General features: G+C 45.5%; 17 protein-coding genes. 14 read left to right on the plus strand and 3 right to left on the minus strand.

The window, feature by feature from the left end; translation table 11 throughout:
• Positions 1–22 precede the first annotated feature (22 nt).
• The 7 genes from HMPREF1207_RS15920 to HMPREF1207_RS15950 all read left to right on the plus strand — a co-directional run bounded on the left by HMPREF1207_RS15920 (position 23) and on the right by HMPREF1207_RS15950 (position 6085).
• Entirely contained in the window at positions 23–328 is a 306-nt protein-coding gene (locus HMPREF1207_RS15920) for a twin-arginine translocase TatA/TatE family subunit (protein WP_009675193.1), read from the plus strand.
• A gap of 43 nt (positions 329–371) precedes the next feature.
• Entirely contained in the window at positions 372–1127 is a 756-nt protein-coding gene (gene tatC, locus HMPREF1207_RS15925; protein ID WP_009675181.1) for a twin-arginine translocase subunit TatC, read from the plus strand.
• A 409-nt stretch (positions 1128–1536) separates the two neighbouring features.
• Entirely contained in the window at positions 1537–1818 is a 282-nt protein-coding gene (gene groES / locus HMPREF1207_RS15930; RefSeq protein ID WP_009675186.1) for a co-chaperone GroES, read from the plus strand.
• Positions 1819–1955: 137 nt separating this feature from the next.
• Positions 1956–3584 (plus strand): chaperonin GroEL, encoded by a 1629-nt coding sequence (gene groL, locus HMPREF1207_RS15935; RefSeq protein ID WP_009675226.1) that lies wholly within the window; start codon positions 1956–1958, stop codon positions 3582–3584.
• Positions 3585–3857: 273 nt separating this feature from the next.
• Positions 3858–4439: a hypothetical protein gene (locus HMPREF1207_RS15940; RefSeq protein ID WP_009675219.1), complete on the plus strand. Its 582-nt coding sequence runs from the start codon at positions 3858–3860 to the stop codon at positions 4437–4439.
• A 68-nt stretch (positions 4440–4507) separates the two neighbouring features.
• On the plus strand, positions 4508–5125 hold the full coding sequence (locus tag HMPREF1207_RS15945) for a suppressor of fused domain protein (RefSeq protein ID WP_231392101.1): 618 nt from the start codon (positions 4508–4510) through the stop codon (positions 5123–5125).
• 87 nt (positions 5126–5212) lie between these two features.
• The gene (locus tag HMPREF1207_RS15950) at positions 5213–6085 is read left to right on the plus strand and encodes a hypothetical protein (protein WP_009675161.1); all 873 of its coding nucleotides are present in this window, start codon (positions 5213–5215) and stop codon (positions 6083–6085) included.
• Positions 6086–6316: 231 nt separating this feature from the next.
• Here the strand turns inward: HMPREF1207_RS15950 and HMPREF1207_RS15955 are convergent, their stop codons facing one another.
• Positions 6317–7015, minus strand: a complete 699-nt coding sequence (locus HMPREF1207_RS15955; protein WP_009675171.1) for a Crp/Fnr family transcriptional regulator — start codon at positions 7013–7015, stop codon at positions 6317–6319.
• 41 nt (positions 7016–7056) lie between these two features.
• On the opposite strand from HMPREF1207_RS15955, the gene HMPREF1207_RS15960 reads away from it, so the two are divergent.
• From HMPREF1207_RS15960 to HMPREF1207_RS15985, 7 genes are all read left to right on the plus strand, one after another.
• Positions 7057–8190 carry an aminotransferase class V-fold PLP-dependent enzyme gene (locus HMPREF1207_RS15960; protein ID WP_009675234.1) on the plus strand — a complete coding sequence of 378 codons (1134 nt, stop codon included), beginning with the start codon at positions 7057–7059 and terminating at the stop codon, positions 8188–8190.
• Between the two features lie 65 nt (positions 8191–8255).
• Complete coding sequence (locus tag HMPREF1207_RS15965; RefSeq protein WP_009675222.1) at positions 8256–9497, plus strand: metal-dependent hydrolase family protein; 1242 nt, start codon at positions 8256–8258, stop codon at positions 9495–9497.
• Positions 9498–9534: 37 nt separating this feature from the next.
• On the plus strand, positions 9535–9744 hold the full coding sequence (locus HMPREF1207_RS15970; protein ID WP_009675199.1) for a DUF3311 domain-containing protein: 210 nt from the start codon (positions 9535–9537) through the stop codon (positions 9742–9744).
• Positions 9744–11225 carry a sodium:solute symporter family protein gene (locus HMPREF1207_RS15975; RefSeq protein WP_009675163.1) on the plus strand — a complete coding sequence of 494 codons (1482 nt, stop codon included), beginning with the start codon at positions 9744–9746 and terminating at the stop codon, positions 11223–11225. Before HMPREF1207_RS15970 ends, HMPREF1207_RS15975 begins: the two co-directional genes overlap by 1 nt.
• A gap of 1 nt (position 11226) precedes the next feature.
• Complete coding sequence (locus HMPREF1207_RS15980; RefSeq protein ID WP_009675158.1) at positions 11227–12420, plus strand: metal-dependent hydrolase family protein; 1194 nt, start codon at positions 11227–11229, stop codon at positions 12418–12420.
• Between the two features lie 385 nt (positions 12421–12805).
• A complete protein-coding gene (locus HMPREF1207_RS30590) occupies positions 12806–12937 on the plus strand; it encodes a hypothetical protein (protein ID WP_009675218.1) in 132 nt (43 codons plus the stop codon).
• Positions 12938–13106: 169 nt separating this feature from the next.
• Positions 13107–13751, plus strand: a complete 645-nt coding sequence (locus HMPREF1207_RS15985; protein WP_009675232.1) for a DUF4352 domain-containing protein — start codon at positions 13107–13109, stop codon at positions 13749–13751.
• 53 nt (positions 13752–13804) lie between these two features.
• On the opposite strand, the gene HMPREF1207_RS15990 is transcribed toward HMPREF1207_RS15985, so the two are convergent.
• Together HMPREF1207_RS15990 and HMPREF1207_RS15995 are read right to left on the minus strand one after the other, a co-directional pair.
• Complete coding sequence (locus HMPREF1207_RS15990) at positions 13805–15493, minus strand: S-layer homology domain-containing protein (RefSeq protein WP_009675228.1); 1689 nt, start codon at positions 15491–15493, stop codon at positions 13805–13807.
• A gap of 170 nt (positions 15494–15663) precedes the next feature.
• A complete protein-coding gene (locus HMPREF1207_RS15995; protein WP_009675172.1) occupies positions 15664–18120 on the minus strand; it encodes an O-antigen ligase family protein in 2457 nt (818 codons plus the stop codon).
• Between the last annotated feature and the right edge of the window lie 44 nt (positions 18121–18164).

The following is an 18164-nucleotide window of genomic DNA, read 5'->3' on the forward strand; positions in this document are numbered from 1 at the left end:
TTTTGAGGAGGAAACATTCCGGATGTTTCAAAATATAGGCTTTACCGAAATTTTGCTGGTTGCCGTCGTGTGTCTGCTGCTGTTCGGACCGAACAAGCTTCCCGAGCTCGGGAGAGCTTTCGGACGTACCTTGAGCGAGTTCAAGAAGGGCGCGCGCGATATGATGTCCGAGCATGACCAGGCGGACAAGAAAGCGGCCGAGGTCAAGTCTGCCGCTGCAGCGCCCGAAGAAGTTCCGGCGCCGGCCTCTTTAACGCAAGCCGCTCCCGCACCGGCGGCGAGCAGTGAACGGGCGGTTTCGGACAACCCCCGCCGGCTTCCCGACTAAGGTTCCGGTTCAGTGAAGCTATACGTAGATAGGTTGGTGCTGCATGGATAAAGAACAACCTTTGGTCGAGCATCTGGCGGAGCTGCGCAAGCGGATCTTCTGGGTGCTGGGAGTCCTGATCATCGGCCTCGTCATCGGCCTTGTTTTCGCCAAGAACGTCATCCTTTTCCTGAAATCCGTGCCTCCGGCCGATAAAATCGCGTGGCATGTATTTTCACCGTGGGATGCGCTCCGTTTATACATGAACTTCGGTTTTGTCGTGGCTCTGCTCATTACACTGCCGGTGATCCTTTACCACATTTGGGCGTTTGTAAGTCCGGGGCTCCGGGAAAGCGAGCAGAAAGCGTCGATTCTCTACATTCCGGGAGCGGTTGTCCTGTTCCTGGCGGGTCTTGCTTTCGGATATTTTGTCGTGTTTCCGATGGCCTTTTACTTTACGACGGCGATCAGCCATTCCATGGGAATTACCGAGCTCTACGGGGCGGCCCAGTATTTTTCGTTCATGTTTAACATTATTTTGCCGCTTTCGGTTCTGTTCGAACTTCCGATCGTGGTGATGTTTCTGACTAAACTGCGCATTCTGAACCCCAAGCGGCTGGCCAAAATGCGGCGTTACGCTTATATGGTTCTGGTCATCCTCTCGACTATCATCACGCCGCCGGATGCGATCTCCGCTATTCTTGTGGCGCTGCCGATGATTGTGCTGTATGAGTTCAGCGTGCTGCTTTCGGGCTTTATTTATCGCAAACAGCTTGTCCAGGACGCGGCCTGGGAAGCGGAATACGGGGAACAAAAGTAACGGGCTGTCGGAAGACGGCCCCTTTTTTTTCGGATCGGGTCAGAAGAGGTAGGGTTGGGCGTTCCTTGGAATGACCGCAATTCTGCCGGAAAAGTGCCGTATTCCTCGTCATAAGAGAGCCGGCAGCGCATAGGATACGAAGTTGGAATCGTTTTTTCGCCCGGGCCGGTAAAATCGGTGTACAAGACGAATGAAATTCCGGCAGTCGGGGAACAATGGGTGAGGCGTTTCCTTGGGAACAACTTCCATTCTGCTTTTTGCGGCAAAAACAATAAAATTTAACAAAACCCACTTGCAAAACGATGGTAAAATCATTATCATTAAAAGTGTTGTTAGCACTTAAGATGTTTGAGTGCTAAAATCTAAAAATCCATTGACTACAAACTAAACTGAAGGAGGCTATTTATCCATGATCAAACCGTTGGGTGATCGCGTTATCATTGAAGCCATTGCGAAAGAGGAGACGACTGCTAGTGGCATCGTGCTTCCGGACACAGCTAAAGAAAAGCCGCAGGAAGGCAAAGTTGTAGCAGTTGGAAGCGGCACGCTGAAAGACGGCGAGCGCGTTGAGCTGGAAGTTAAAGAAGGCGACCGCGTTATTTTCTCCAAGTACGCAGGGACTGAAGTGAAATACGAGGGCCGCGAGCTGTTGATTATGCGTGAGAGCGATATCCTCGCTATCTTAGCCTAATTTAGCGGATTCACATACTTAAGCCACTCATTTGAATACTTACCGCCTGAAGCCTCGGCCAAGGCCGGTTATCGGAATCGATATAGATGCACATGAACCTGTAAGCAGAATCAAACATTTCAGGGAGGGTTTTAACGATGGCAAAAGACATTATGTTTAGTGAAGACGCGCGCCGCGCAATGCTTCGTGGTGTGGACGCTCTGGCGAACGCAGTTAAAGTAACACTCGGACCTAAAGGCCGCAACGTAGTACTTGAGAAAAAATTCGGAAGCCCGCTCATCACCAATGACGGTGTGACGATCGCGAAAGAAATCGAACTCGAAGACGCTTTCGAGAACATGGGCGCACAGCTTGTCAAAGAAGTTGCGACCAAAACTAACGATGTTGCCGGTGACGGTACGACTACGGCTACGGTTCTGGCTCAAGCGATGATTCGCGAAGGTCTGAAAAACGTAACCGCGGGCGCTAACCCGATGGTTATCCGCAAAGGCATCGACAAAGCCGTTCGCGCGGCTGTCGAAGAGCTTGCAAGCATTGCGAAGCCTATCGAAGGCAAGCAAAGCATCGCTCAAGTAGCGGCTATCTCCGCTGCTGACGACGAAGTTGGCGAACTGATCGCCGAAGCGATGGAGAAAGTCGGCAAAGACGGCGTTATCACCGTTGAAGAATCCAAAGGATTCGCGACTGAGCTTGAAGTGGTTGAAGGCATGCAGTTCGACCGCGGATACATCTCCCCGTACATGATTACGGACACGGACAAAATGGAAGCCGTTCTGGAGAACCCTTACGTTCTGATCACCGACAAGAAGATCACGAACATCCAAGAAATCCTTCCGGTCCTTGAGAAAGTGGTTCAACAAGGCAAGCAGCTCCTGATCATCGCTGAAGACGTAGAAGGCGAAGCACTGGCTACGCTGGTCGTTAACCGTCTGCGCGGTACGTTCACTTGCGTGGCTGTCAAAGCTCCTGGCTTCGGCGACCGCCGCAAAGCTATGCTGCAGGACATCGCTGCCCTGACAGGCGGCCAAGTGATCACCGAGGAACTCGGCCTTGAGCTGAAATCCGCTACGGTGCAACAACTGGGTACGGCTCGTCAAATCCGTGTAACCAAAGAAAACACGATCGTTGTCGATGGCGCCGGCGCCAAAGAAGACATCGATGCGCGTGTTTCCCAAATCAAAGCGCAGCTGGAAGAAACCACTTCCGAGTTCGATAAAGAAAAACTGCAAGAGCGTCTGGCTAAACTTGCAGGCGGCGTAGCCGTAATCAAAGTCGGCGCCGCTACTGAAACCGAGCTGAAAGAGCGCAAACTGCGTATCGAAGACGCACTGAACGCTACTCGCGCTGCGGTTGAAGAAGGAATCGTGGCAGGCGGCGGTACGGCTCTCGTGAGCGTGTACCATGCTGTTGCCGCTGTAGGTTCCGACGGCGATGAGAAAACAGGCGTGAACATCGTTCTGCGCGCTCTGGAAGAGCCGGTTCGCACAATCGCCGCGAACGCTGGCCAAGAGGGCTCCGTAATCGTTGAGCGTCTGAAGAAAGAAACGATCGGTATCGGCTACAACGCCGCTACTGGCGAGTGGGTGAACATGATCGAAGCCGGTATCGTCGATCCGGCGAAAGTAACGCGTTCTGCCCTGCAAAACGCGGCATCCGTTGCGGCTATGTTCCTGACAACCGAAGCGGTTATCGCCGACAAGCCTGAAAAAGACAAACCTGCTATGCCTGACATGGGCGGCATGGGCGGTATGGGCGGCATGATGTAATGAAATCATTGTCGAAGTAATTCGATGATGAACAACCGCGCTTAAACGGTAGATTTCGTTGCCGACTGGACGGAAAGCGTCCAGTGACCACATTTTGACCACATAGAAATAAAAATAGGCTTCTCACGAGTTCAAATCGAACTTCGTGAAAAGCCTATTTTATTAACTTAGTGCGACCCCCGATTTTTTCAATCAGATTCTCCAATCCCAGATCAAAAAAATGATGCGTGACCATAATATTACCCAAAAGCTCAAGAAGTGCAGGAGGCAGATATGGTAGATGAAAGGCATCTTGTTTATTTCAAAGAACTCTTGGAAGGAAACTCTCAAATTTCTTTTAGGGCATATCTTTCAAAAAATGAAGATTCTTTGCGCAAGCAATTTTCTCCGGCAAGATTTGCAAGACTAAAGTTTAAGTCAATTGATGAAATAATAAAGATTCTTGACGAAGAAAAAATATCCTACATCGTTAATGATCAAGCCATAAGAAACGAAAAATATTTGGCGACATTTCATCCGGATGCATTGAATGAAAAAGGCAGGCTCAAGGAAGGATTCAAAGACACCATATTCAATGGAATTGTTCACGATTTTAAAACCAAGGGCGAAGATGCGGTCTTAACCCTCCATAAATACATCGAATTTCCTGAAAACATCAATAATAAAAAAAATATAGAAAAACTCGAAGACATCGAATTTTTCGCCGAAACGGAATTATGCTTAGGAGATAAAAATCTTGGCCTTTTTTTACTGAAGGCGCTAGCATCTATTGAGCGTCAGTTTTCCGATGTGGATGATATTGTCCTTAGAGCAAAAGAAGCTGTCATGAAGCACCAATCATCGAAAGGAAACTAAGTAACTTCGTATATTAACACTCTAGACCGGCCCAAACTTTAAACCGAGAAAACCAATAAAAAAAGGTGATGGATGTGCAAATCAATAGAGAGTCAAGCAAAGAAAAAATTCTGAACTTCGACATCAGAAGAACAATCATTCTTAATTTATATATTAAAGAATGGTCTATGCCAGAATATAGAGTCATAATGACAAAACCGGAGATTGGCGTATATATTGAGATCTATTATTTTCCATCAATTAATGATAAAATTCCTGCAAGATTCGCAACAGTCGGCCTATCTAATTCCATTCGAAAAACTGGAAAACCTACTGAGACTGAATGGATGCTGGCTTTAAAACCCGATTTGGGACAAGAAAGCCTTGATCGTATATTCTCCTATTTCTGCGACCTGATTGCCCATAATATTGAAAATATAAAATCTTCGGAAGCACCACGAGTAATGACTGAGAGCGCACTCGCACCAGAGAACTGGACTACAAAAGCCCTTTTGATTGATGAACTAAGAGGAGAAAGTGAGGATTTAGAAGAAATAAAAATAGGTGAAGAAATAATTAGTGTCTTGTGGGTTGTACCAATTACTCATAAAGAAGCACGTATAATTTTACAAGAAGGTATAGATGCTTTTGATATTTACATAGAAAAGTCTCAGTATTCAATAATAGATCCCACTCGTCCTTATTAATAAGCAGTTCAATATATTTCGGTCTCCAGCGGCAGTGAACGGCAATAAGGGTCCGAGGAAAATAAGCTGAAGAGGATGGTGCACCCAATGACCAACATTACGGAAATCAATAGCCTAGAAAACTGGCAAAATGCTTCACGTGAACGCCGCGAAGATATTTGCAATTCGATAATCAATAAATTACCAGGCAGATTCAAACTCGTTAAACCACATATAATAAAAAATCCTCAAAATGGTGAAGAAATAGAAATACCATGTTTTTATGATGAGCTTTACGAAACACCTTTAAATTTAATATTTGGAGGAGACTTTATTTATGGTGCATCCTCTCAACATATTGAAAGCATCAGAAATATAGGCACACCTAACGATTGGTCAATGATTTCTCAACTTATCCATCAATCTGAGGATAATGAAAATACTCGTATAAACCCATTCCTTATGAGCCGTTTCCCTGTTTACGAGTGGGTATTAGAGGAGAATATTAATCTATCAAATGATGAAGAACGGCCTGATTTTTATAGCGAAGACGGCCCATTCCCCGCCTATGTTAACTTACAAGAAGCAAAGTCTTTTTTGGAAAAAACAGGGTATAGAATGCCATGGGATTTCGAGTGGGAGTATATCTCCAAGGAGTTCAAGAATAATTTGTTCATTTGTGGAGAAGAAATTCCATCACGAGATTTATCCGATGACATCTGCCTTACACAATTTGGTGATAGCAGGCTCAATAAAGCAGCTTCCAATATTTTTGGCATAGCAGGTCTCGCCATTGCGGCATTCACCCGCATTGGAGGAGCGAGCGATGAAATAATCGTTCGTGGAGGCGCTGCCGGATTTTACCCGTTTCAACACCCTTCGCAATGGGCAATGCTATTGACCGAGCTGCAATTACCTCTAAAAAATATGCCTGGCCAGTTAGCAGGTCTGCGATTATGTCTCGACATACCCAAAATCTAATACTCCAAAGCCTTGTGAATTAAGGTTTCCCGTAAGGGGAAGACCGTTTAACCAGATTTGTTAATGAAGGCCTCTCAGAGTTCATATCTGAGAGGCCTTTTTGCGTGCGTCTTTTTCATCCTGTATGGATAAGGTTTTAAAAAATGTTGATTAGATGTGAGAAATTTTATATCTTGTAAACTACTTTACAGAATATTTAGAAAGTAATTAATAAAATAAATGCATACCCAATTAATTGTGAGTGGTTCCTAAAGAAATCAAGCGCGCCTTGTCTTCAATCACGTACTTGCCGTTTTGTTTGGAAATGACGCCGGTTAGTTCCAATTTTTTCAGGGTTTTTGCCGCTGTCACCCTTGATGTGCTCACTAGATTGGCCAATTCTTGGTGTGTGAAGCCGATTCCGATGAACTCTTTTTCACCGCTTTTTAACCCGTACGTATCAACTAACTGTAAAAGCGTGTGACAAATTCGCTGGATGGCGGAATAAGAGCTTAATTGCAATAATTGGGATGACATGATTCTCATTTTTAAGTTTACCAAAAGCAAAACTTGTCGCGTGAGTTCAAAATTGCTTTTCAACGTTTCTTCGAGTTTTTTTCGATCAATTTTAATTAAAGTAGCTTTACTGGCGGCAATAGCGCTATGGTTGTACGATGCAACGTTATCAAAGATGCCGTTTTCGCCAATCATTCCGTTTTTTCCAATGATTGCGATCGTTTTTTCGACGCCGTTAAGGGAGGTCACATATAATCGAATACGTCCGTTCAGAACCAGATAGACAAAATCATCAGGTTGATTTTCCAAAAAGATAAAAGCATTTTTTTGAAAAACCAGTTTTTGTCCAAGTTGAGGGAGCGGATGCCAATGAAAAGCCAAGCTCTCCAGCCAAGATGTTACCGAAGAATTGATAGCGCTTTCTATCTTGGTCATAGTCAATCTCCTCAAATATAAATTGAAAGCGAGCGATTTCTGTGGACTATCCTTTTGGTAAGGAAAGACAATATTTTCCGATATTGAAAAACAAGATTCAGCTGTCCAGTTGCTCGCAAAGCGCGATGAGCCTTCAAGTGGAAGGGGCCGTAAAAGAGTATACCGACGGTTGGTTAGCAGAAGGCATGGACTGGACGGGCTGGGTGCATCGGGTAGAGATGGCTAAACAATCTTTTGCCACACTGATTAATGCGTCACCCGATGAAATTGCGGTGCTTCCGTCCGTTTCATTAGCGGCGGCGGCAGTTGCATCCGCGCTGCAATTTACAACACGCAGGAATAAAGTCGTGACCACCGAAATGGATTTCCCTTCAATCGGGCACGTCTGGTTGGCTCAACAATCTCGGGGGGCCCAAGTCGCATTTGTTCCAAGTGAAAACAACGAGATTCCCATTGAATTTTATGATCAATGTGTGGATGAACAAACGTTGATCGTCTCCATGTCGCATGCTGCTTATTATAATGGACTTAAACAAGATTTAAAACAAATTTCCTCCATTGTTCACGATAAAGGGGCACGGCTATTTGTTGATGCGTATCAGTCAGCGGGTTGTGTTGCTATAGATGTTAAGGAGATGGACGTAGATTTTCTTGCGGCAGGAGCTCAGAAGTATTTGCTGGGGATACCGGGAATCGCCTTCCTATATGTGAAGAAAGAACTTGCCGATGAATTGCAGCCTTCCATTACCGGCTGGTTCGGCCGAATAGATCCTTTTTCGTTTGATGTTAAATCGCTGGATTATGCGGAAGGAACAAGACGTTTTGATACGGGAACTCCTCCAATGATCAACGCTTACGCCGCTCATGCAGCGCTGGAACTGATTAATCAGATAGGTGTCAATCGAATTGAGTCCTATCTTAACGAATTATCGAGCTTTGCCATTTCTTATGGACAAGAAAAGGGATTAACCATCGCAAGCCCGCTAGATCTCAAGCGAAAAGCAGCGAATACGGCATTTCATTGCCCGAACGCATCCCTGATCGAAATGAAAATGAGGGAAAGAGGAGTTATTGTGTCGGCGCGCAATGACGTCATTCGGATTGCACCCCATTTTTATAATAAAAAAGAAGAAGTGGCTATTGCAATTGATACGCTGTATGAACTGAAATCGTGATTGTATGCGCTTACTTTTACGGTGCAATCCAATCTTAATTATGAAGAAAAAGGGAGAAATGCTAGATGGCTAACCAGAAAATTTTCAAGAACGCATTGCTCATAGACGGAAAAAGTAACACGGTACAAAAAGAAGCTCTAGTAATGGTGGAAAACGAAAGAATCACGTATGTTGGCTTATACGATGAAACCATCGTGCAACAAGCCGGTGATGCGGAGCTGTTCGATCTAAAAGGCATGACCTTGATGCCGGGAATGATTGATACACACGTGCATCTGTGTATGGCAGGCGAGCCGAGCACCTTCACCGACATGGTCATGGATACACCGGCGTTCGCCGCAATTAAAGGGGTAGAAAGAGCCGAACGCTCGCTCGAAGCAGGATTTACGACACTTCGCACCATGGGCGAAAAGGGACATATTGATATCGCCATTAAAAAGGCAGTCGAACAAGGAATCATCGTCGGACCCACCATTTTTGCCAGCGGAAAAGCCTTGACCATAACAGGCGGGCACGGAGATATGTTTCCTGAAGGAGTAAGTGTGGATGGAATCGGCATCGTCTTGGACGGTGTCGACCAAGCAAGAAGAGCTGCCCGAGAGCAATTAAAGCTGGGTGCCGACAATATTAAAATGATGGCTACGGGCGGAGGAATGTCCCCCGGTCCGGGAACGATCGCCCAATTAACCATTCAGGAAATGCAAGCTGCCGTAGAAGAAGCGGTGAAATTCGAGAAAGTCACAGCCGCCCATGCCATTGGTGTCGAGGGAATTCATAATGCTTTGAAAGCGGGTGTTCGAACTATTGAGCATGGGACATTCTTAGATGATCAAGGGATTGAACTCTTCTTGGAGAAAAACGCATATCTCGTTCCTACACTGTCTGCTTTTAAAACGATTAAATACGGCAGAGCGGGTGGAGTCCCCGAACACCATCTTAAAAAAGTGGAATACTACCAAACTGCCCATGAAGCCAATTTACAAAAGGCGATTGCGGCAGGCGTCAAGATTGTCGCCGGTACGGATGCGGGAACCCCTTTTAATTATCACGGGGAAAATGCGTATGAACTGGAATGTCTCGTGAGAAACGGTTTGTCTGAAATGGATGCGATTAAAAGTGCTACGCAAGTAGCCGCAGAAGCCCTTCGTTTAACGGAACTAGGGGTCATTGAGACGGGGAAGATCGCAGATATGATCGTCGTCGACGGGAATCCGCTGCTGGATATCAAAATCCTTCAAGATAAAGCGAGAATCAAGCGGGTCTATAAAGGAGGGCAACTCGTTCATACCAATTCTGCGGAATGCTGATTCTGATCATAGAAAAAGCTTGAGGGGGTTAACTAGAATGAGAAATTATTATTGGCTGGTTATCATTCCGTTTATTGGAATGCTCGGAGGTGCCGTTGTCTTTAATCAAGTTACTCCTTACGTATTAGGATTGCCTTTCCTGCTCTTTTGGATCTTGCTGTGGATTGTTCTCTCTTCGCTTACGATGCTGGTAATTTATCAGCTGGATAAATCAAACGGATTGCTCGATAAGGAGGGCGATGACTAATGAATACGGCTCTGCTCATTATGCTTGGGTTTCTTTTGCTGTCTCTCTTTCTCGGGTTAATGGCGAGAAGAGGAAAAGATATGAATATGGAACAGTGGGCTGTAGGGGGACGGGGATTTGGCACCGTATTCGTTTTTCTATTACTCGCCGGGGAGATTTACACCACTTCTACTTTCCTTGGGACAAGCGGTTGGTCCTACTCCAAAGGCGGCCCCGCATTTTATATCCTATGTACCTCTTCCTTAAGCTATTTACTGGGGTATTGGCTGCTGCCGCCGATTTGGAGATATGCAAAAGAGCACAAACTCGTTTCACAATCTGATTTCTTTGCCATCAAATACAAAAGCAAAGGTTTAGGTGTATTGGTAGCGATTGTAGGTGTCTTGGCACTCATACCGTATCTGATCTTGCAATTTAAAGGATTGGGGATTATCGTATCCGCAGCTTCATATGGTTCGATCTCGCCCTCTCTTGCCATTGTCATCTCTACCATCGTCATCACGGTTTATGTAAGCGTTTCCGGTATTCATGGATCGGCTTGGACGGCAGTCATGAAAGATATATTAATCTTTATAATCGTTCTCTTTTTAGGTATTTATCTCCCTTACCACTATTATGGCGGTATTCAATCGATGTTTGAGGCAGTGAATGAAGCGAAACCGAACTTTTTGCTTATTCCTGAAAAGGGGTTATCCTTCTCTTGGTTCATTTCGACAACCTTGCTCACTGTGATCGGCTTCAGCATGTGGCCCCATACTTTCGCAGCCTATTTTTCCGCGAAAAGCACGAACGTATTTAAGAAAAATACGATCATCATGCCCCTTTATACACTGATGCTGCCATTCGTATTAATCGTTGGGTTCACGGCTATCTTACAGGTCCCCGGATTAACCGGTCCCAATGGAGATTTGGCGCTGTTAAAAATATCGATCCAAACGTTCGACCCTTGGCTCGTTGGATTAATCGGAGCTGCAGGATTGTTAACAGGGGTCGTTCCCGGCTCCTTGCTGCTCATGGCCGCTTCTACAGCTATCGCGAAAAACATCTACCAAGTAATCTTTCCTGCAACCACAGATGCGGGGCTTAGCAGGGTTGCCAAGATGATCGTTCCGATTATCGCTCTCGTTTGCATGTTTTACGCCATTTTCAACAGCAGCACGATCATGACCCTGCTCCTGATGGGCTATAATTTTGTAACCCAATTATTCCCGCCCTTACTCGCTTCTCTGGTCAATAAGAGATTCTTCACCAAGCAAGGCGCTGCAGCCGGAATGCTCGTCGGTGTTCTCACTGTCATCATTATTACACTGAACGACCTTACGATAGCTCAGCTATTCCCGGGTCTGCCGCAAGCCATTCAAGAATTAAATATCGGGTTCATCGCCGTACTTCTAAATACTGCAGCGTTAATCCTCGTCAGTATGTTTACACGCAAACAAACTATTCCTATGAATAACGTCGGATTAGAGAAGGGGGCTTAACATGAAAACCTACATTCGGAACGTTACTTTATATAACGGACGAGGCAACAAAACGGAAGGCGCCAATATCCTTTTTGATGAAACCGGAATTCTTGGATTAGGTACCTATGATCTGACGAGTCAAGCTGATCTGGTCATTGATGGCACAGGATTAACCGCACTACCTGGTCTCATTGACTTGCATGTTCATTTGACAATGGATGGCAGTCCCGATTCCATGGGTAAAACAATCGCGGACTCGGCCGGTGTTGCTGCCTATCGCGCACTTGTTAGTGCAGGGAAACAGATTCAATCAGGCGTAGTCACCGTTAGAAATTGTGGCTCCAAATACAATATAGATATTGAACTGCGAAAAGCGATTGAAGAAGGGATTGTAAAAGGCCCAAGGATCTTTGCTTGCGGTCAACCGATTACGATGACAGGCGGCCACTGCCATATGTTCGGTACAGAGGTAGATGGCATCGAGGAAGTTCGAAAAACAGCGAGGAGCAAGATAAAAGAAGGGGCCGACTTTCTTAAGCTCATGGCTACAGGCGGTGGACTAACACGCGGGGTAAAGGCAGGAGCTTCCCAACTAACTGAAGAAGAATTAGCTGTCGCTTGCCAAGTTGCCAAAGAGGCCGGAAAACGAACAGCCGCACATGCCCAAGGCAACGAGGGGATCAAAAATGCGATCCGCGCAGGCGTGACAACAATTGAGCACGGAGTCGAGCTGGATGATGAAGCGATCCAATTGATGAAAGACCGTAACACGTATCTCGTCCCGACACTGGCGGCTCCCTATCAGATTGTAAAGAATGGAACGGCTGCCGGCATACCGGAGTTTGCGGTAAAAAAAAATGAGGAGGCCATGATTCCTCATCGTGAGAGCTTTCGCAAAGCACATAAAGAGAAAATAAAAATTGCCGCCGGTACAGATGCGGGTACCCCCTTTAACCTGCATGGAGATTTTGCAACGGAGCTTGAGCTCATGAAAGAAGAAGGCATGTCCCTGCAAGACGTCATACACGCCGCTACCTACATGGCTGCCGAAGCGCTCGGCATCGAAGGGGAGACCGGCAGCTTGGAGATCGGGAAATGGGCCGATGTCATTCTCCTCGAAGGTGATCCCGAAGCGGATTTCTCTGCTTTTCGCCGAGTAACCCATGTATTCAAAAGCGGGGAAAGCATGTACATGCATGCTTTGGAAGTTTAGGGATAGAGGCTGCCGCGGTGTTGCTCGTTTAGGCGGTGAAAGACGAAGAAGACGAAGAAGACATACCGCTTTCCACTGGCTACGCCGATCATTGGTCAATGCGTGCCTATGATTTCGGCATTCGTGTCCCTCTTGGGCGGTATGCTGTAATTCAGCCTTCCGCTGAATTACGGATTAAGGTCCGGAGCAGACTTTTTCGAGAAATCGGGAAGTCTGCTTTTTTGTTGAGTTGAACTCATTATTCTTCGTCGCAAAAGTGGAACGATAACGGGAAATTTCGCGTAAGGAATAAAAGAGATAAAGTAACGAGGCGGGTTTCATTGGATCCCATATGGCTTTTTCTGGTATAATAAAAGGAGTAAGAAAGCAGAGGAGGCGCGTAGGGATGACGGAAATCATCAAAGGAATAATTCCCTTGATCAGCAATCTGCTGCTGGCCGTAGGCCATTTCTTTTTGCAGAAGAAGATTGACAAGACCAACTGGAAAGTGCCCCAGCGGGAAGAAAATACGAATTAGACTGCCGGATACAGAGGCGGTCTTTTTTTGTGTGACTATAGTCCTATAAAAATTAATTTTTGAGAACCTGTTATGTGCCCTAAAGTCGTAAAAAAAAGAATTGTGTAATATTATGTAAGTGTTATAATGGAGGAGGTAAATTTTAACTGCAAAAAAGGGGAGCAATGAAATGGCAAAGATGGTTACTTGCAAGACATGTTCGAAAGAGGTTGCAACGTCGGCGAAAGTTTGTCCGGGATGTGGCGCAAAGTTAAAGGCCGGCTTTTTTAAGAAAGCTATTCTTGGTGTAGTAGGTTTTATTATCGTCATAGCGATCATTGCAAATATGGGTAAGGATAAGCCGACTACGGAAGCCTCTACGAAAGCGGGCACAGAAACTAAAAAGGATGCTGCACCGGTTCAGCAGGAATTGTCTAAAGAGGGCGTTTCTTCTGACGTCAAAATCGTAGTAGACGGTTTCGAATCGAAAGCTGAAGTTGGAGATAACCAATTCAGTAAAGCTAAAGCGCAAGGTGCTTTTAAAATTGTGAAAGTTACCCTTACAAATAATCAAAAAGACGCGATTACGATCGATGGCAACAGTTTTAAACTGATAGATGATCAAAAACGTGAGTTTTCTTACTCCACGGAAGCACAAATCGCTCTGGAATCTTCCATTAAAGATAAGAAAGACTCTTTCTTTTTGAAAAAGCTGAATCCAGGTCTATCCGCTACCGGTTACGTAGTGTTTGACGTACCTGCAGACGCTAAAGGTTTTGTTCTGGAAGCAAGCGGCGGGTTTACCGGCAAGAAGATCAAGTTGAAAGTGGAGTAGTCGTAGAAAAAGTAAAAGACAGTTCCTTTTCAGGAACTGTCTTTTTGGGTTGTTTAAATAAATTTAGCCGCCGTCAGGAAACGCTTCAGCATCGTTGCGCTTTGTGCGCGTGTAGCCTGCTGGAGAGGCTCAATCGTAGTCGAAGTCATGCCGTCGATGATACCGAGGCTGAGTGCCGCAGCAATCTCATCTTTAGCCCAGATAATTTTATGGGAATCATTGAACTTAGTCAGCATGGCTTGTCCCTTAGTGATTTCAGTGCTGGTGTTTACCCCAGCGTAGCTAAGAGCGCGAACGACCATAGCCGAAAGCTCTTCACGGGTAATCTGGTTGTTCGGACGGAACGTGCCGTCTTCATAGCCGTCTACCAGCTTCAGCTTGGCTGCTGTCGCCACTACGTCCGCATACCACTGGTTGGAAGCAACGTCTTTAAACGTGGAAGTTCCGCCGGTGTTCTGAATACCCAGAGAACGGACGAGCATAGCTGCGAATTCAGCACGGGTTACACTGCGATCCGGCTGGAAGGTTGTGTTGGTTACGCCGTCAACAACGAGCTTGTTAGCCAGCATCGTAATGTTGGACTCCGCCCAGTGTCCCTTGATGTCCGAGAAGGTCTTGTTAAGCTCCAGTACACCGTAAATGCTGTTGCCTTGACGCTTCACCATTACGTCTGTTTTGCCGTCGCTAAACGAGTAGAAAGCGGGAACGAACGTCATGGTTTTAGTTGTTTCGTTATACAGGAAAGCCGTCGTTTTTGCCTGATTCAGCACGGTGTCGAAGTTCAGGCTGCGAGGCACGTACACATTACCGGTGTTGATCATGGTTGTCTTTCCAGCAGCAGTAGTTGCATCCAGGTTGAAATCTACAGGTGTACCGATGATTTTGCCACCCATAGCGGCCGCTTCCGTTTGCATCGTACTGCGCATGCTTTCAGAAACCATTTTCACAGTGACACGGATATAAAGCTCATTGAGTCCAACACTCAAGGAAGAAGCAAGAGTATCGTAATTTAATGCCGCCAGAGGAAGGTAATAAACGGCGCTGCCGTTTTTAACTGTGATTTGCTTATAGTTGCTGTTATCTTTTAGCACCCATGCCGGGATATTTACCATGTCGCTGCCGTTTAAAGCAATTTCCAGCGTGTCGCCTTTGGCAAGGGCATCTTGCAGCGCCTTCGCGTCAAGAGAGCCATCAGAGCTTGCTTTAATGGAGTTCACGGCTGTGCTTCCGTCACCAGGAGTGGTCGTGCCTCCACCATTGTCGCTACCGTCGCCTGTGCTTCCGCCCGGAGTAGTGGAACCGTTATCGGAATCGTTAGTATAATTTGCATTGTTAACTCTTTGATAAACGGAATCAACAACGGATTGTAGATTTATATATTCATAAGTGCTCGAAACAGGAGTCGAAAAATCATACCCGTAACGATTATTTGTGGCATCAAATTTACTTGTATATGTTGCATCAATGACATTGAGTAAGTTGCCGTTTGGTCCGTAAACCCGAATTTGTGTTTGATCTCCCGCAACGCGTTCATCCAAATAGACAGTGCCGCTTACTGTCCCTTCCGTATAAGAAACGGGAGTAGAGAATTCTGTCTTAGCAAAAGCTAGGATTGGTGTGAAAGCCGAAACTACTAACGAGAAGCACAGCACTTGTGCAGTTTTGGTAAACCATCGGTTCATCTGGGCAACGCTCCATTCTCTCTTTATTTTTGCTTCTGTGTTTATGGTTTTACGTTTCATCTTTGTCGATTCACCTCCTTTATGATGAAAAAGTGGGCTTGTAAGTATTTAACAATCATAATTATCCGTAGTATGGAAAAATGAAACAAAAGTTTTCTTGTTATGTGGATTGATTATAAGTTGCAAATAAAAAACAACCGCATCTTTAAAAGATGCGGTTAGCGAAAAGATTATTGTAAAGGAGGTGTACTTGTAATAATTTGATCAATATCATGCTGGATATTAGGTAACTGAACACTAGTTTTTTCCAAAGCCGGTTGATTAGTTTTATTCTGTTTTTTTAGCGCAGCGAAATAATAGCGTATGCCTATCTGTTCCGGAGCATCTTTAAGCTCCATAGTTGTGAAAGGAAGCAGCATTGCTTCAGCATCCGTGTATTTGCCTTGAACAAACTGCATCTGACCTATGCTTGAGCGGATCTGATTCGTAACATCAAATTCACGGCCTTGCAGTTGACCTTTGGGAAGTTTGGATAACTCATTCATTTTGGCAAGTACTTGATTATAAATTTCCATGGCTTGCTTCCAGTTCTTTTCTGTTGCTGTTTTATCTTTGGCTGCGTAATTTTTCAAGCCTTCAGATACTTGATACTGAATACTGCGCTCATAGAATGAAATATCCCAAATAAAGTGATTCATTCCGTATTGAATTAATTCAGCCGCCTTCGTATTATCTCCTTTTGATTGAGCGGCCTTTATTTCACGATCAAGCAGCAACTTGTTATAAGGTTCTTTATTTCTGGCTTGATTAATAAGGGCGATCTCTTCTTGATAATACTGATTATCTTGTGTTTGTGTATAAAGTTGAGAAAGCATATCGACTTTGAACAATACAAACTCCGGATGTGCTGGTCTCAGATCAAGCGCATTGTTTAAAGGGGTTACAATTTCCATATAGTTCTGAGAAGTTTTCGCCACTTCCAGCGCTTTATTATAAGAACTATTTGCACTCAGATAGCGTGCGGAAACAAAGAGGGTAACGATTGAAAGAACAAGTATAACCGAAGGATACACGTATCTTACCGGTGCGGCTTGTTTGGCAAATTCTTTTGTTTTGACGTCTGCAATCATGGCGCCCAGGCAAAGGAACACAAGCGCTCCAATGTACACATAGCTCATATCAAAGTCGAGCACGCTATGCCCCAGGATAGCAATGACAAAGATGAAATAAACAAAATGTTTGTCGCGTTCCTGTTCTGTGCTGCGGATATAGTTACGAATGTAGATCGCAAAGATCGCAACCAGCAGTACAGCCAGAATCAGGATGCCCACAGCCCCGACTTCGACCAGATACTGCATGAAAAAGTTATGAGCTTGACGGACTGTATATGGGTTGTTCTGGTATTGCTCGTACAAGCTCGACCAAGCGCCGCCGCCTGCGCCGAATAGCGGGTAATCCGCAAAAAGCTTGGAGGCGTCTTTGTAAAAAGTGATCCTCTCAAGTACGCTGTGCTGGCCGAAATTGATCGTCTCCAGGCGGATCCGCACATTTTCGGGAAGCAGGTTTTTGAGCGGAGTGGCCATAACAATCAGGACACCCAGAATCCCCAGTACAATGGAACCAGCCGGAATTGCAAAGGGAGCCCACTTCTTGGTGTAGAAATTTCCGAGCTTGCTTTCCAAAGCTGGAGCAAGGAACCGCTGAACCAGCAAGGCAAGGATTCCGTAAATCACGCTAGCTCCGATAAGCAGCATCCAGCCTTTTCCCGAAAGAGAGGCCGAAAACTCTTTGTTCACATCGATACCGATCGCTGTAATCTTGCTTAAAACGGCGAAGGAGGCTAGAGTTGACAATATCGCATGAACTAGCAGGAGGATTTGCCTAGATGGCTTCTGAAAGATTAGAATAAGAAAGAAAATAATGGGCAGAAAGATAATCGCTCCGCGTGACAGGGTCAGCATAAAGGACACCAGAACTGGCACTAGGAACAGTGCGTGTACCAGAACCTTGGACCAGCCGCGGTTCTTCGATACCAGGAATAGTCCCGTGCCCCACAGAGCGATCAAGAAGCCCGCATAGGTATTGGCGTACTGGAATACGGAAGTAAGACGCAAACCGTTGGAATCAGTCATGACGGCATCTTTGTATAACCCTGCAGCGTCTAACTCGGAAAACCATCCAATGACTGCACCTGCCACCTTCCCGTTGCCAAGCCAATTCATGATCCCGAAGAGGACGATGACATAGCCACTAGTCAAAAGACCAGTCTGGATAATTTTATTCCCTAATGCCGATTTGGTCAGATAGGCTCCGATCAGGAACAGCGTTACGAGCACGATCTGAATAAGCAGGAGGTTAACCGCCGAATATTTGGAAGCGGCCGGCAGCAAGGAAATCAGATAAGTGAGTGGAATTAAAAAGATAAACAAACTCAGCAGATCTTTACGTTCCCGCAGCTTCCAGAAGTAGAAGAAGTAGATTCCCGTCAGGAACAGAAAAATGGAAGCCCATATAACTGCGGAATAAATAGGTCTTTCGAAATTCAGCGAATTTCCGTTAAACAAGGCCTTCTGAAAAGGGGCCCAGAATAAAAACAGGGTTACGAACCCGATCAACAGCCAAAAGATGATAGAACTCTTTTCAGCCTGTTCTCTTTCGTCTAGCTTTGGCTTTTTATACGCGTACATCACAGTCTCCCTCTCCGATAAATCTCGACAATATTTTATCATAG

It is taken from the genome of Paenibacillus sp. HGH0039 (assembly GCF_000411255.1).
In the GTDB taxonomy this organism is placed as follows: domain Bacteria; phylum Bacillota; class Bacilli; order Paenibacillales; family NBRC-103111; genus Paenibacillus_F.